Consider the following 14,944-nt stretch of genomic DNA (forward strand, 5'->3'; position numbering starts at 1 on the left):
ATTTACATACCATACTTGCGTTTGAATCTTTCAACACGTCCACCGGTGTCAACAAATTTCTGTTTGCCTGTGAAAAATGGATGACATTTAGAACAGATTTCTACTTTAATATTCTCACTTGTTGAACCTGTCTCGAAAGTTTCACCACATGCACAGGTGACTGTTGCCCGGTAATATTTTGGATGCAGATCTGCCTTCATCTAGATAAACCTCCTTCTATCATTCCCGAAATAAAATGATAGCATAAAGCGCTTTATTCTGCAACTAGCCGCGATCACTCATTTAAACTCTTACCGAGGGGATGTGAAATGAACATGCCTATGCTAAGACATGGTATGCATATTACTTAAAAATTCTTCATTATTTTTTGTTTTCTTCAACCTATCAAGTAGGGCTTCAAGAAATTCAATGCTTGTGCTACTTCCCATCGCCCGACGGAGAGCCCACATTAGCTCTATTTTACGTTCATCGAGTAAAAGCTCTTCCCGCCTTGTTCCTGATCGGGAAATATCAATTGCCGGGAATATTCGGCGTTCAGAAATTCTACGATCAAGATGGAGTTCCATATTGCCGGTTCCCTTGAATTCTTCATAAACGACATCATCCATCCTGCTTCCCGTATCCACAATGGCGGTTGCCAATATTGTCATGCTGCCACCACCATCTATGTTACGTGCAGCGCCAAAAAATCTTTTAGGTTTGTAAAATGCTCCGGGATCTATCCCTCCTGATAACGTCCTACCACTTGGGGGAATCACCAGGTTGTATGCTCTGGTTAGTCGTGTAATACTGTCAAGAAGAACTGCAACATCTTTTCCCTGTTCAACCAGTCTCTGAGAACGTTCCAGAACTAGTTCAGCAATACGGATGTGGTTTTCAGGTTTCTGATCGAATGTAGAGCTGACTACATCAGCATCAACACTGCGTTCCATATCGGTTACTTCTTCAGGGCGTTCATCGATGAGCAATATAATAAGTTCTATCTCCGGATGGTTTATAGATATACTATTTGCAAGCTGCTTCAAAAGCATAGTTTTACCTGCTTTGGGAGGTGATACAATTAAGCCCCGCTGTCCTTTTCCGATCGGTATAAGGAGATCAATGATTCTTGTTGAAAGAATATGCGGTTTTGTCTCCATTATAATTATTTCATCGGGGTGGATGGGAACAAGTGAAGTGTATCCCGGACGATTAGCTAATATTTCAGGATCTTCTCCATTGATTGCCTCAACCTGCAAGAGAGCATAGTAACGTTCATTATCCTTGGGCGGGCGTATCCTACCGGTTATAATATCTCCGGTACGCATATTGAAGCGCCTGATCTGAGAAGCTGAGATATAAATATCGTCATCGGAAAAATAATACTTTTTTCGTCTCAGGAAGCCAAATCCATCTGTCATTATCTCTAGCATTCCTGAAGCACTATGCTGCTCACCATTTTCGGAAAATAACCGGGTCAGGGATTCAATCAGTTCCGGCTTACGCATGGTTGACTGACCCTTAATTTCGTGTTCTTTTGCCAGCTTATGCAGATCATTTAAAGTCATCATTTTCAGTTTTTCTATATCCAAAACAGACACCACCTTTGGTTAGTTGCCACCTGAGCTATAAAGCAGATAGACAAGTGTAATGTATCCCAACAAGACAATCAAAGTATCAAATCCAAAACATAAAACGAATTTCCTGGAACGGTAAATAAGTCCAAAAATCATTACAGCAGTTAATAAAATTACAAATATGGCCGACATAAAATGAAAGTCAGATACATCATGTAAAAGAGGGCCCTGGCGATATACCAAATCAGTCAAAGATATAATAAACAGGTTCATGAAATTAGCGCCAAACACATTGGCAACAGCCATATCCAGATGCCTTAATTTTACAGCAGAAATAGTAGTTACTGTTTCCGGCAGAGATGTGCTGATTGCAAGAAATATTGAACCAACAAAAGTATGCCCAAGTTTGCTTTGGACTGCGATAATATCAGCTGCATCAGTCAGTAAAACACCGGCAGCTACGATAAAAACACCGGCTATAATAAAATGTAATAATGCCCTCCCTGCTGATAAAGATTTATCCTCTTCCTGTTGTTTAAGATAAGAATCTATGATATCAAGATTCTTTTTTTCGTAACGGAAAATCAACCTGCCACCAAAAATATATATAATTACAATTAATAACGTTTCTAAACCGATCCAACCTATACGGAGCTGTGTAATTCCGATCATCCCTATTGAAGCAAGACTGATAGTAATAATACTCATTGAAGCGGTAATAATGTGACCCTGCTTGATCCGGGAAGTTAAAGCGCTTCGCCCTTCCAGCAGGTCTATCAATGCCAGCAGAGCCAGGTTGTAAAGGCAGCTGCCTAAGATATTGCCCACCGCTAAATCAGGCGCATTGATTGCCGCAGCTCTGAATGTCGTAACCAGCTCAGGCATCGAAGTGGCCAACGGAAGCATTAATGCCCCTGCCCAGGCAGTTCCAAATCCGGTTTTATCAGCCACAACAGCTGCACTACCTGTAAGTTTACTGCCTGCGTATACAATGACTGCTGCACTGATCACAAATTGTAGCCAAGGGTTGACCATTTTTCTCCCATAAATAGCAACTTCATCAGATTTCGCTTATATGTCATGAGATAATCAGCGAATTCGGATAGTCTTCCTTTATTAGGGGGATATTGTCCAGAGCTGGAATCAACTCAATTCAGGAAAGTCAGACTGCATTATAACATGCAGAGTATAATTATCATCTATTCGATAGGGTAACATTCTCTACTTTCTGCTATTTTCCTTCTTTAAGATTTCAAAAATTGCTAATATAGAAAAACAAAATATCAGATAAAATCGCAATTAAAAAAAGGATTCAGAACTAATTCATCCTGGATCGTTGTAGCCGGACCATGACCAGGATAAATTACGGTATCGGGCGGTAGTACGAGTATTTTTTCCCGAATACTGTTCATCAATTCGGAATATGAGCCTCCTGAAAGATCTGTTCGCCCGACAGAGCCAGAAAATAAAGTATCTCCTGAAAATAGTGTATTACCTCCATAAAGACTCACTCCACCAGGCGTATGCCCTGGTGTTTCAATCACACTCAAGTTTGCTGTTCCGATCCTTACAATATCTCCTTCACCGATGAACCAATCAGGTTCAGGTTGTTTTCGTAATACCAGACCGAGACCATACCCCGGATTTTTGTAGATTTCAAGATCTTTTTTTGAAAGCAGTACAGGAGCGTTAAATTCTTCTTTTAATCTCCCATTTGCTGCAATGTGATCTATATGCCCGTGCGTGTTTATAATATATTGAACCTTAAGGTTGCTTTTTTTTATTTCTTCAATAATTCTCTTCCCTTCTGCCCCTGGGTCGATAACAGCGGCTTCCTTTGTGTCGGGACAGGAGACAATATAGCAATTCGTTGCAAACATACTGACAGTTAAGCTATCAACATTCATAGCATAAATTACCTTTCATATTAAAATTAGATGTACAGATCATTTTACAATTCAAGAATTTTACAAAAAGCAGGAAACAAATCTGTCAGTGAAACCAGTGATGCTTCCAATAGCTGGCGCACACTTTCATTACCAATGATCAACGCCGGTACCATATTCAGCGTATGCCCTTTGGTTGAAATATCCTCCAAATTGCCATGATCACTGGCAACTACTATCAAGGTATCTTCATAATTTATTTGATCAGCAAGATTAACGATAAATCTGTCAAGCACAGAAACCACCCGGGCAGCTTCTTCTCTATCACCTAAATGGCCGGCAAGGTCACTTAAAAAATATTCGAAAAGTGAAAAGTCATATGACTTACTAATCCCTGCAAGGCGAAATGCTGCTTCATCCGGAGTAAGTAAAGGCAAATTAAAACCCATTCGGTTGAGCACTTCATTTGTAATATCCATATAAAGAGCTCTTCCGTTTAAGATATCATTAAGGCTGTGAAAATGAAGACCTCCATAATAAGAAATCAGTGTAGAGCAGGAATATCTGTTTCCAGGTAATCCTTTATTAAGCAAATCGAAAAATTGTGGCCGGTAAGCATTAATGAAGTTTGGTTTATAACCATTTATTTTTATCCGGCTATAGATTCCTTTCAGCGCCAGAAGTTTCCTCAGCCTGTCATTGGGGAATCCATTCAGGTGCCTGCCCAGAAATTTTGCCGCATTAACACCGGTGAATATGGAAGCCTGACCTGTTGCACTTTGTGGAGCACCTGGTACATTCAAGAGCGCATCGAGTCCAAATAAACTGGCTATTGAGCCCTGGAACCCTACTGTTGCTTCAACCAATTGTTTCCCGTTCAGGAGCTTTGATATGCCGGGGGTAGTACAGTATGAGAATGGATTATTCTCGTTTTCTTCACCAAGGCCTATACCATCTATAAAAATAAAAATGATTCGCAAAATCGCGACGCCACCTTACAGGGCTTTATTCATCACCTTCATCAGGTTGCTCTTCTTCAATAATTACCGGCTCAAACGATTCAGGACGCTCGCCCAGGGTCAGATTTGCCTGATTTATTATCCCGTCGCGATGATAAGTAATTACAACCGTGTCTCCGGGGTAATAAGCAAGAAGCCGATCAAAGAGTTGAGCAAGATAATTTATACTTTGTCCATCGATTGCAACAATAATATCTCCTGTCATCAGGCCTGCCAGATCAGCTGCACTATCGGGAGCAATGTTAACAAGTAAGATGCCTCTTTGCGGTTCCCGATCGCCATAGTCAAGCCAATCCTCGACTACAATTCCCAGGTGAGGACGAAGAACCCTACCATATTCACGAAGATCAGAAACTACCCTTTTCACAGTATTGCTGGGGATAGAAAGACCGATTCCCTCAACACCGACCAATGCAATTTTCGCCGTATTAATACCGATTATTTCACCTTTTGTATTCACCAATGGGCCGCCACTGTTACCGGGATTGATCAGGGCATCAGTCTGAATAAAAGTATATGCATAATCACTGCCCGGTATCCTGACCTGCCTCTCGACTGCGCTTACGATTCCGGCTGTAACCGTTTGCTGAAAAAAGCCGAGAGGATTACCGATTGCCACTACTGACTCTCCAACCAGTACTTTCTCAGAATCACCCAAGGTCATAAAAACTAAACCTTCTGCTTCAATATGCAACAAAGCAAGATCGGTTAATGCATCAGAACCTATAAATTCAGCCTCATATTGTCCCTTGTTGGGGATAACAACTGTTATTTTATCTGCATCTTCAACAACATGCTGATTGGTTACTATATAGCCATCTGAAGATATAAGGACACCCGAACCAGACTCATATTCCTGCAAATTTCTTTCCCCAAACCTTGTAACATAGATATGTTTTGTTACACCGACAACAGCAGGCATCACTCGATCGACGATACTGGCCAGGCTTTGTTCGGATTTCGGCAGATCTGGTTGGGGAGTTTCCGTCGCAGTATCATTAACACCAACAGGTCCTGTAACAAAATCTTCATTAGCCGGAGCCAGATAAAAGGTAAAGAGTCCATATACAAGTATAGCTCCGAGCAGCAAACCAAGAATACCAAAAGAAAGGTATCCTATAAACGACCAAAACCTACTTCGTGATGATCGTACGCAATCGTAATTGTTATCCATTTAATGATATCCCCTTTTTATTTCTATGCGTTATACTTCAGAAACTTCATCTTAATCAGCGTTACCAGACATCTGAGTTATTTCAGTTTCTGTAACCCTCTGTATAGATGCACCTAATGATATTAATTTTTTATCAAACTTTTCGTAACCGCGATCTACATGCTCTATATCATTAACCTGGCTTTCTCCTTCAGCTATCAAGGCTGCAATTACAAGGGCTGCCCCCGATCTGAGATCAGGTGCACTAACAGGGGCACCCGAGAGTTTGTATCCACCTTCTACAAGGGCAGTTCTTCCTTCAACCTTGATGTGAGCCCCCATCCTTTTCAATTCATCAACATAATTATATCGCCCATCGAATACATTTTCAGTCACGACGCTAAGTCCCTTAGCTGCTGACAACAAAACCATGGCCGGTGGTTGTAAATCTGTGGGAAACCCGGGATAGGGAAAAGTTTTTAAATCTGCAGGCCGAATCGGTTCAGTTCCATCAACAATTATACGTTCTGGCTCAACCTTAACTCTTATGCCTATTTCCCGCAGTTTGGCAGTTATCGCTTCAAGGTGTTTCGGAATAACGTCCTCAACTGTTACCACTCCTCTTGAAGCTGCAGCAGCAAACATGAAAGTACCGGCTTCGATACGATCAGGAATTACTGTATGACGGGCACCATTAAACTTTTTTATGCCATCAATTCTAATAACATCAGTACCTGCACCACGAATTTTTGCTCCCATTGCATTCAAGAAGTTTGCAACATCTACAATTTCAGGTTCTTTTGCAACATTCTCCAGTACTGTCCTACCTTCTGCTACCGCTGCAGCAAACATAAGATTAACTGTAGCCCCAATACTGACAACATCAAGATAGATATTGGCACCAACCAGCTTGCCAGCAGACAGCGTTATCATCCCGTGTTCAATTTCAATATCTGCACCTAATGCTGAAAAACCCTTAAGATGCTGATCTATCGGGCGGGGACCCAAATCACATCCACCGGGTATCGGAACTTCAGCACGACCGAACCTGGCTAAAAGACTTCCCATAAAATAATATGAAGCCCTCATTTTTTTAACAAGGTCATATGAGGGAGCAACTTTTGATAGATTACCCGGGGTCATCTCAACGGCATCTCTTCCCCTGCGGCGAATCGCGACACCCAGGTTTTCCAGTATATTTATCATAGTGCGAACATCAGTTATATCAGGTAGATTTTCAATTAGTACCGTTTCTGAAGATAATATTGCTGCCGGCAGTATGGCTACTGCAGTATTTTTCGAACCACTAATTTTTACTTTCCCTTTCAGGTTGGTGTTACCTTTGATTATGTATTTATCCATTGGAACCTCCATTGTCATTATACCACTAGATAAAAATAGCATGATATCGCTTCTATGGCAATTGATCAGGAATAATTGTTGTATCCTGTTCAAGATTACCGGTAAATGCATTGATATAAAACCGTTTGTTATTATCCAGCACGATACGCCATACAGGTGGTATCTCCCATTTTTCAGCATCATATTCAACACTGAAAAATCCGAGATTTATCTGTTTTATAGTTCTCGGCTCCGCACTGGCCCCGATCTCATGAACCATATTTGTTAAAGCCTCGAGCGCTGAAATAACCTCAATTTCTCTGAAGGGAAACCGTTCTTCCAAATCAAGCCAGAATGTTTCTACTGAACTAACCTGACCATTAGTGATGAAAACTTTAAGCTGGCTTGCATATACAGCTGTATTGTCAATCAACTGGTAATAATGAATGATATATTCTTTATCATCTTTTACTTCAATATAATCATATTGTATACCTTGTGGGTAGAGGTCTTTCGACTTAAGAAAGCTTTCGACTAACGATAAAAGCTCTCTTTCTTCGATAGCTGTAATATCATGCTCGGTAATTATAGCAGAAGGTATGAATATAGTCTGTATGAAACCGTTTGGATGAATAGCAACCTGCTCATCGTCAAGCTTACAGTATGTAACATTATCTGAAAAGTCAATTTCAGCCCCACCTTCAATAAACCTGGCAAGTAATATCCTCTGAACATTCTGGTCCGGAGTGACTGTTAAAAAGTCACTGGTCTGAACTGCCCTGTTGATCGCTGTATCAAGAAAGTAATTATTATGATTCAAAAAGACCTCAGCTATACGTTGATCCTCAACAGTTACTGCTACCCGGGTTAACCGTCCGAAGTCAGGCCAAAACAGGTGATAACTCATAAATAGGTTGAGCCCTGTAAAAGCAACAATTAAAATAAGTTTAGCCCGGCCCAGGTTCATAACATATCCTCCTCACTGAGCAGGATCAAAGTTTCTGCAGATAGATAAAACTTTTCTCCGTTAAGTTGAACAAACCATACCGGGACACCACGCATAGATGTTACAGAACCGGCAATAGCATAACCAAGACTCATTGCTTCGAGGCTCAATTCGGCATTAAATCCAGGAAAACGTTCTTCAAAATAATTCAGTGCTGAAATTAAGGCTTCGGTCCATGGCGCAGCTGGAAAAAACTTTTCACTACTATCAGTTGTGCTAACAACATTGAATACGGATCTCGTGTAGCTTACTAGCCCTAAATCATTAAAAATAGCTCTGGTTGCCTGATTAGTAAATAATGGTAACCCTTCGTGGTACATGATCCATTCAGTTGAATAATACGATGTCCTGGCTCGTCTGATCAATTTTACTTCTTCAAGCCGTAACCCTACCGGCCAGCCACCGTGATATGAAAGGTAGTTGCCTCCTGCCAGTAACGCCGTATTGTACGAAAAGGTTGATTGCCCATTTTCAATCTGGGGGTTCGAGAATAACAAGCCTGTATAAGTCAACCTTAACCCTTTATCACCATCGGTATATATAACGCCACCGTCTCTTTCCTCAATAATTCGTGCCAGGCTGTAATCAACAAAAAAAGTTTTTAGGAGTAATTCACGATCAAGCTGCTCAGTTCTTACAGCCAGATCATCAAGGTAAACTGATTCTTGTGAAAGGTATATAGGCCGAACAACCCTGATTTGTCTGCCTGTAAGGTCAGCCACCAAACTCTCTGTAATAAAAACTTGAGTTAATTTACTACTCAGGTTGATAGACGAAACAGTTTCCATGAACTGTTCATAAGGAGCTTCTTTAATAATTAAGTATATCTCTTCCTCGCTATCTTCTATAATGCTCAACCACAAAGATTCTTCAAGGCAATGAATCTCGATCTTTTTAATAAGCATCGGTAAAGCAGAATTAAGCCAAGGAGTTTCTTCACCCACAGGTAAAAGTGGGTCAAAATAATACGTATAACAGGGTTCTTTTTCAGTTGGTAACGAGGAGAATTCTTGATCAAGATCTGGATCGGTGTTTTGGAGGAGAACAGATAATCCATCCCATAATACCTCATAAGCACTTTCATTTTCTCGGAGTAGATAAAACATCTCTTCTTCAAACACTGCGATCTGCGATGGGCTTATAATCTGTTCTAATTGACGAGGCTGTTCTACCTCTATTTGCTCATAAATATCTTCTACAATGAGCTCCGCAGGGTGCTTCCCATACCAAAGCTGATATGTAAGATACAAACTTAACACTACCAGAAAAATTAACAGAACAGATTTAATTCGCTCGACCATTCTATAAACCCTCTACTTCTGAGATTAGCGGAAGTGTAAACCACACTTTAGTCCCCGCTCCAACAATGCTCTCAACCCAAATTTTACCCCCGTGAGCTTCAACTACTTTACGGGCAATAGAAAGCCCCAAACCAGTCCCTCCATAATCACGGCTTCGCGTTTTTTCAACCCTATAAAATCTTTCAAATATTCTGGGCAATTCATTATCCGGTATACCTATTCCGTTGTCTTCTATAAGCACCTTGATTAAATCTCCTTCCAGAAACGCGTCGATAATGACCGCCCCCGCAGAGGAAGTATATTTCACAGCATTATTTAGAAGATTTGAGAAGACACGCATAACTTTATCACGATCTATATATACCATCGGCAAGTTATCTTTAATATTTATTTGAAATTGTGGGAGTTCGGTTCCTAATTTCTGCTTGACCTGATCTACTGCCTCCAATGAAAGATCACGCAGATCTACATTTGATCTTTGCCAGTCTACCCGTTCAGAATCAATTTGAGAAAGTACCAAGAGATCTCGCACCATGCTGACCATTCGCTCAGTTTCTTTGGAAAGTATATTAAGAAACCGGTTGCGCACTTCAGGTTCATCAGCAGCTCCGTCCAGTAGTGTTTCCACATAGCTTTTGACTGTGGTAAGAGGGGTTCGTAATTCGTGGGATACGTCAGCCACAAACTCTTCCTGCCGTCTGGTCAATTCTCTTTCCCTGGTTACATCATGGAGGACAATTAAAGTGCCGTCGAGTTTACCTTTGTCCACCTTAAAAGGGGCAACCTTAACCTGCATAATATGTTCGGGATTATAACCGGAAATCTCTGCTGTTAATGGCTTCTGCTTTCGGATAAATTGCTTCGTAGCTTCCGATCCAATGAGATTACGGAGAAGATTAAACCCTGAACGATTAAGCGCAGGAATGTTTAAATTAATCATTTTCATTAAACGTCTTGCTGAAGGATTGATCTGAATAAGGTAACCTTTGCCATCTAGCGCGGCCACACCATCGCTCATGTTATTAATTATCGCTTCAACTTTACTTTTCTCTGATGACATCTCATTGATTGTGTAACTGAGCTGATCGGCCAAATAATTGAATGTTTCCCCTAAACGTCCAATCTCATCAGCTGTCTGGACATCGATCTTTCTGGAAAAATCTCCTCTCGCCATGTTGAAAGCTTGATCGGTAACATCCTTGATCGGAATAGTGATAGTTCTGGTTAATACTAAACCTAACAAGAAACTTACCACCAATGCCAGAATAACTCCAGTTAATAAAATTGTTTTAACTTCATTCAAAGTATCGTCAACAGGTTTTAAGGAACCACTCAGATATATAACGCCTAAAGTATTGTGATCGTTTTGTATCGGATAAGCCAGGAAGTATCTTCTTTCTGAGGATGCCGGATCATATCGTATGTTATCACTTTGATGACCGGTTAGCGCACGGGTAATCTCATCTCTAATCAACCTACGGCCCAATAAAGCCTGACTTCCGGATGTTCCAACTATATGAGCAAAATTATCGAGGATTATTATTTCCATTTCATATAAATCCCTGAAATCCCTGGCTAGCCTTACAGTATCTTCAGCCCAACCTTCTCCGTCCCCACTCGACGAAGGGATCATGAAAGCAGAAAGAAGCCTGGCCTGATTTTCAAGGCTTTCTTTATAGTTCCGCAAGTAATATTGTTCCAGTGATTGAACAAGATACACGCTGATCAATTGCAGTGAGAAGAGGATCAGCATTATATAAATAAAAATTATTTTCCACTGGAGGCTGTTAAACATTTTACCTCCGCCTGAAATAATAACCGACACCCCTCTTTGTATAAATGTACTCCGGTTTTGCCGGATTGCTTTCCAGTTTTTCCCTTAATCTTCTGATCGTGACGTCGACAGTTCGTTCATCACCTATATAATCATACCCCCAAACCTGATTAAGCAATTGTTCCCTGCTGAACACATGTCCGGGTTTCTTCATTAAATATACCAGTAAATTATATTCTCGAAGCGTTAGCTCGACTGGTATATCCTGGATATATACCTGAACTTCATCTAAATCAACGGAAATAGCACCTGCTTTAATCTTTCCTTTTATCTGTTCAGCCCTGGTAGATTTTGGTATACCCCGCCTCATAATAGCTTTTATTCTGGCAATCACTTCCCGGGAGCTGAATGGCTTTGTTACATAATCATCCGCGCCTAGATCGAGACCAAGAATTTTATCCATTTCCATTTCCTTTGCTGTGAGCATAATGATCGGTGTGTCATATTTCAATCTTATTTCCCTGCAAACTGTATAACCATCTTTTTGAGGCATCATAATATCAAGGATAATAAGATCAGGAGATTCACTTTCAACCAGTTGAAGCGCTTCTTCACCATTAAATGCTGTTATTACATGGTACCCTTCCTTCTCAAGGTTATACTTTAAGATCTCAACTATAGGCTTTTCATCATCAACAACCAGTATTCTCGACATATTTTTGTTCTCCATAATATATGATTGTAAACTAGAAAATTCGCCTCTGTGGAGAAAAATACCTTCTGACGAATAATGCCGGCTACACAAGTAAGCCGCCTGCGAAATCTGACAGGGCGGCTTCCAATTATACAAATAACTTACGGGTGGAAAAACTGTAGAGGATCAACCGGTTTATGTTGATAGTAAGTAAGCCATTCACCTGATCCGTCATCCAGGCGAACTTCAAAATGCAAGTGAGGGCCTGTGGAACGTCCTGTTGAACCTAACAGGGCGATAAGATCACCCTGCCGCACTTCAGTTCCTTCTGACACAAGGTTGGTCTTGTTATGCAGATAAAGGGTCCAATAGGAACCATGGTAAAGAATCAGGTAATTACCCTGTGACCCTCCATAACCTGAAAACCATACTATACCGCTATCAGCAGCCAGAATATTTGTTCCTGACGGTGCATTTATATCAATTCCTGTATGCCAGGTACTAAAACCTCGCCCGGGAGTTACTTCTCCTCCGGATTCAACAGGCCAGATAAATTGTCCTGAACCGATGGAAGGCACTTTGGCCGTTCCAAAAACCTCTACCTGGGTAACCGGTTCTTCGATGATAGATTCACTGAGCTTTATTCTTTCTATTTCCTGACCGTTTTCCCGGGTAACGTGATAAATTATTTCTTTCTTTCCTTCCTTACCTGGATTTAAAATTTCATTCTGAACAATCCACATTTCACTATCATAGGTATACTCCACATTAAAAGGTATCGGTTCAGTTACAGTGACTTCCTCCACTATCTTCACCGTAACTTCAGCATTCACTAATTCGTTTAAATCATCGCTTTCGCTACCATTAAAAACCTGGCTGGGGTTTATATCATCCTGCAGTTTGAAACCCAATTCAGCATCACTGAAGGAAGAACGGTTTATCAGGGCACCTCTTCCTGTGATTTCAGGGAAAAAAGAAGCATACATCGGTTGCCCTTTACTGTTTTCGACTAACAGTGAGGCCACCTCTTCTGCAGAATAAATATTATCCGGATTTACACTGCAGGATTCAATACCCAGGTTCTCTACAACATTGATATCCAGGATCTTAATTGCTTCGCTGTCTCGTATATATGAAGTTTTCAGGTAACTTATGACCGTTTCCAGATCTTTTTCTGATGCAACAGGGACAAGTGGTTTTCCCTCGACAGTGATCATATAAGCATCGGTAATTAGCGATAGTTGGCTGCGCAGTGCTTCCATGACAGCTTCAGGCTCTGGTTTACTATCCGGCCGGAATTCCCTGACAAGATCGATCTTTGTTCCCGTATGCACAGCCATTCCATATAATTCACCACATTTGCTTGTCAGGTCATTAATAAAACCTTCAACGTCGCTGGCATCTTCAACTATTCCTACTTCCCTATCATCGAGAAATACAACATAAACATAATTGCCCAAGTAATTGTAGGTTCCCATCATCAAAAGCAACAAAGCAGCAGCAGAAACAGCAAAATAGAAGCCGGTGATTCTTTTTTTAAGTAACCAGGCTTTTAACATACAATAATAATTTTTTCGACAGGTGGATCTTTTTATAGGAGGTCTTTTGCCGGCAGGCACGACATTTATAGGCTTTAATCTCATCAGCTGGTTCCTTTCTTTCTGAAAGATGTCAGTTGTTCTCTATCAACCTTCCTGGCTGCCCGGCCATTATTAGCATAATATAAGTAAGTTCTATAAAAAAAGGATTTATCCTGCTCAAACTGAGCTGTATCCTTTTGCCTGTGCCTATTTCCCGTGAAGCTTGTAAGTTCACAAACCTATATTTATATACGGTTGATTATTTCTCTGGCAGCCAGCATGCCGGTGGCAGAAGCCTGGATCAAGCCTCTTGTTACTCCAGCTCCATCACCAACAGCAAACAAGTTATTTATTTCCGTTTCCAAGTGTTGGCTTAATTCAAGCCTGTATGAATAAAACTTAACTTCAACTCCATATAGCAATGTATGCCTTGAGTTAACTCCGGGAGCCAACTTGTCAAGGGCTTGCAACATTTCTATTATAGCAATTAAATACCTGTATGGCAAAACCAGGCTCAAATCCCCTGGAGTGGCTTCATTTAGAGTTGGTCTCACTAACCCACGCCGGATACGTTCATGAGTCGACCTTCTACCAGCAAGAAGGTCTCCAAGCCTCTGGACAATGACCCCATCTCCCAGCATATTAGCTAAACTTGCAATATACCTTCCGTACTTGATTGGTTCGTTAAACGGTTCTGTAAAAGATTTGCTTACAAGTAAAGCAAAATTAGTATTACTTGTTTTAGTCTCAGCATAGCTGTGACCATTGACTGTCACCAGGCCTTCATTGTTTTCTGTAACCACAATGCCATGGGGATTCATACAAAAAGTCCGTATCCGATCATCAAACTGACTGGTAAAATAGATCAGTTTCGATTCATATATAACGTTGGTTATATTTTCCATGATTACCGCCGGAATTTCTACCCTAACGCCGATATCTACTGGATTATTGAATCCGCTCAATCCTAAACGTATCGATTCTTTATGAATCCAGTCCGCTCCGGATCGTCCTGGACTAGAAATCACAAAATCAGATTGCAATATCTTGCCATCTGAAAGTTTAACCCCGGAAATCTTACCACTTTCATCGATCAATTCTTCTACTGCAGTATTCATCATTATATCTACTTTGCCAATCAGTGCATCATACATTTTTTCTAAAACACGATAACAGTTTTCAGTACCCAAATGCCTGATTTTAGCCGGAATTAGGTTCAAACCGGCAGCAGCAGAACGACGTTCCATATCTTTTAGAGCTCCAAGATCTGTTCCGAATAATTCTTCAGAAGCTCCAAATGAGAGGTAGATCTGATCAACTTCTTCGATCAGATCTACCACAGCCTTCTGGTCGATATATTCATTGAGAAATCCCCCGAAAGATGGGGTTAAGGTAAGTTTTCCATCACTGAAAGCGCCAGCGCCACCCCATCCACATGTAACTGCACAGGGATCACATTTTAAACAACGCCTGTATTCATGCTGTGTTTTGCAATACCTTTTCTCAAGCGGTGCTCCTTTGTCAATGATCAAAATCCTTATGCCGCTTTTCTTAAGTAATTCCAGTGCTGCAAAGATGCCAGCCGGGCCGGCACCAACAATGATAACATCATACATTTTATCAGCCACCAGAAA

Annotated in this window: 13 protein-coding genes; all 13 read right to left on the reverse strand. The window is 40.9% G+C overall.

Annotated elements, in window-relative coordinates:
* Positions 1–2 precede the first annotated feature (2 nt).
* The 13 genes from rpmE to SCJ97_04110 all read right to left on the reverse strand — a co-directional run bounded on the left by rpmE (position 3) and on the right by SCJ97_04110 (position 14,926).
* Positions 3–200 (reverse strand): 50S ribosomal protein L31, encoded by a 198-nt coding sequence (gene rpmE / locus SCJ97_04050; protein ID MDW7739212.1) that lies wholly within the window; start codon positions 198–200, stop codon positions 3–5.
* Between the two features lie 123 nt (positions 201–323).
* Complete coding sequence (gene rho, locus SCJ97_04055) at positions 324–1,571, reverse strand: transcription termination factor Rho (protein ID MDW7739213.1); 1,248 nt, start codon at positions 1,569–1,571, stop codon at positions 324–326.
* A gap of 18 nt (positions 1,572–1,589) precedes the next feature.
* The gene (locus SCJ97_04060; protein MDW7739214.1) at positions 1,590–2,591 is read right to left on the reverse strand and encodes a sodium:calcium antiporter; all 1,002 of its coding nucleotides are present in this window, start codon (positions 2,589–2,591) and stop codon (positions 1,590–1,592) included.
* A gap of 248 nt (positions 2,592–2,839) precedes the next feature.
* Complete coding sequence (locus tag SCJ97_04065; protein ID MDW7739215.1) at positions 2,840–3,463, reverse strand: MBL fold metallo-hydrolase; 624 nt, start codon at positions 3,461–3,463, stop codon at positions 2,840–2,842.
* Between the two features lie 44 nt (positions 3,464–3,507).
* Positions 3,508–4,422: a hypothetical protein gene (locus SCJ97_04070; protein MDW7739216.1), complete on the reverse strand. Its 915-nt coding sequence runs from the start codon at positions 4,420–4,422 to the stop codon at positions 3,508–3,510.
* A gap of 25 nt (positions 4,423–4,447) precedes the next feature.
* On the reverse strand, positions 4,448–5,635 hold the full coding sequence (locus tag SCJ97_04075) for a trypsin-like peptidase domain-containing protein (GenBank protein MDW7739217.1): 1,188 nt from the start codon (positions 5,633–5,635) through the stop codon (positions 4,448–4,450).
* A 51-nt stretch (positions 5,636–5,686) separates the two neighbouring features.
* A complete protein-coding gene (locus SCJ97_04080; GenBank protein MDW7739218.1) occupies positions 5,687–6,976 on the reverse strand; it encodes a UDP-N-acetylglucosamine 1-carboxyvinyltransferase in 1,290 nt (429 codons plus the stop codon).
* A gap of 52 nt (positions 6,977–7,028) precedes the next feature.
* Complete coding sequence (yycI, locus tag SCJ97_04085; GenBank protein ID MDW7739219.1) at positions 7,029–7,922, reverse strand: two-component system regulatory protein YycI; 894 nt, start codon at positions 7,920–7,922, stop codon at positions 7,029–7,031.
* Positions 7,919–9,262, reverse strand: a complete 1,344-nt coding sequence (yycH, locus tag SCJ97_04090) for a two-component system activity regulator YycH (protein ID MDW7739220.1) — start codon at positions 9,260–9,262, stop codon at positions 7,919–7,921. The genes yycI and yycH overlap by 4 nt, the downstream gene beginning before the upstream one ends.
* A 1-nt stretch (position 9,263) precedes the next feature.
* The gene (locus SCJ97_04095) at positions 9,264–11,057 is read right to left on the reverse strand and encodes an ATP-binding protein (protein ID MDW7739221.1); all 1,794 of its coding nucleotides are present in this window, start codon (positions 11,055–11,057) and stop codon (positions 9,264–9,266) included.
* Between the two features lies 1 nt (position 11,058).
* The gene (locus SCJ97_04100) at positions 11,059–11,751 is read right to left on the reverse strand and encodes a response regulator (protein MDW7739222.1); all 693 of its coding nucleotides are present in this window, start codon (positions 11,749–11,751) and stop codon (positions 11,059–11,061) included.
* A 140-nt stretch (positions 11,752–11,891) separates the two neighbouring features.
* Positions 11,892–13,289: a peptidoglycan DD-metalloendopeptidase family protein gene (locus SCJ97_04105; protein ID MDW7739223.1), complete on the reverse strand. Its 1,398-nt coding sequence runs from the start codon at positions 13,287–13,289 to the stop codon at positions 11,892–11,894.
* Between the two features lie 266 nt (positions 13,290–13,555).
* On the reverse strand, positions 13,556–14,926 hold the full coding sequence (locus SCJ97_04110; protein MDW7739224.1) for an NAD(P)/FAD-dependent oxidoreductase: 1,371 nt from the start codon (positions 14,924–14,926) through the stop codon (positions 13,556–13,558).
* Between the last annotated feature and the right edge of the window lie 18 nt (positions 14,927–14,944).

Source organism: Bacillota bacterium (assembly GCA_033549065.1).
GTDB lineage: Bacteria > Bacillota > Dethiobacteria > DTU022 > DTU022 > JAWSUE01.

Bases quoted from the DNA above. Each gene is read 5' to 3' on its own strand.
- SCJ97_04060 (MDW7739214.1), bottom strand. From the start codon at position 2,591: ATGGTCAACCCTTGGCTACAATTTGTGATCAGTGCAGCAGTCATTGTA.
- SCJ97_04075 (MDW7739217.1), bottom strand. From the start codon at position 5,635: ATGGATAACAATTACGATTGCGTACGATCATCACGAAGTAGGTTTTGG.
- SCJ97_04110 (MDW7739224.1), bottom strand. From the start codon at position 14,926: ATGTATGATGTTATCATTGTTGGTGCCGGCCCGGCTGGCATCTTTGCA.
- yycH (MDW7739220.1), bottom strand. From the start codon at position 9,262: ATGGTCGAGCGAATTAAATCTGTTCTGTTAATTTTTCTGGTAGTGTTA.
- SCJ97_04100 (MDW7739222.1), bottom strand. From the start codon at position 11,751: ATGTCGAGAATACTGGTTGTTGATGATGAAAAGCCTATAGTTGAGATC.
- SCJ97_04065 (MDW7739215.1), bottom strand. From the start codon at position 3,463: ATGAATGTTGATAGCTTAACTGTCAGTATGTTTGCAACGAATTGCTAT.
- SCJ97_04095 (MDW7739221.1), bottom strand. From the start codon at position 11,057: ATGTTTAACAGCCTCCAGTGGAAAATAATTTTTATTTATATAATGCTG.
- yycI (MDW7739219.1), bottom strand. From the start codon at position 7,922: ATGAACCTGGGCCGGGCTAAACTTATTTTAATTGTTGCTTTTACAGGG.
- rpmE (MDW7739212.1), bottom strand. From the start codon at position 200: ATGAAGGCAGATCTGCATCCAAAATATTACCGGGCAACAGTCACCTGT.
- SCJ97_04080 (MDW7739218.1), bottom strand. From the start codon at position 6,976: ATGGATAAATACATAATCAAAGGTAACACCAACCTGAAAGGGAAAGTA.
- SCJ97_04105 (MDW7739223.1), bottom strand. From the start codon at position 13,289: ATGTTAAAAGCCTGGTTACTTAAAAAAAGAATCACCGGCTTCTATTTT.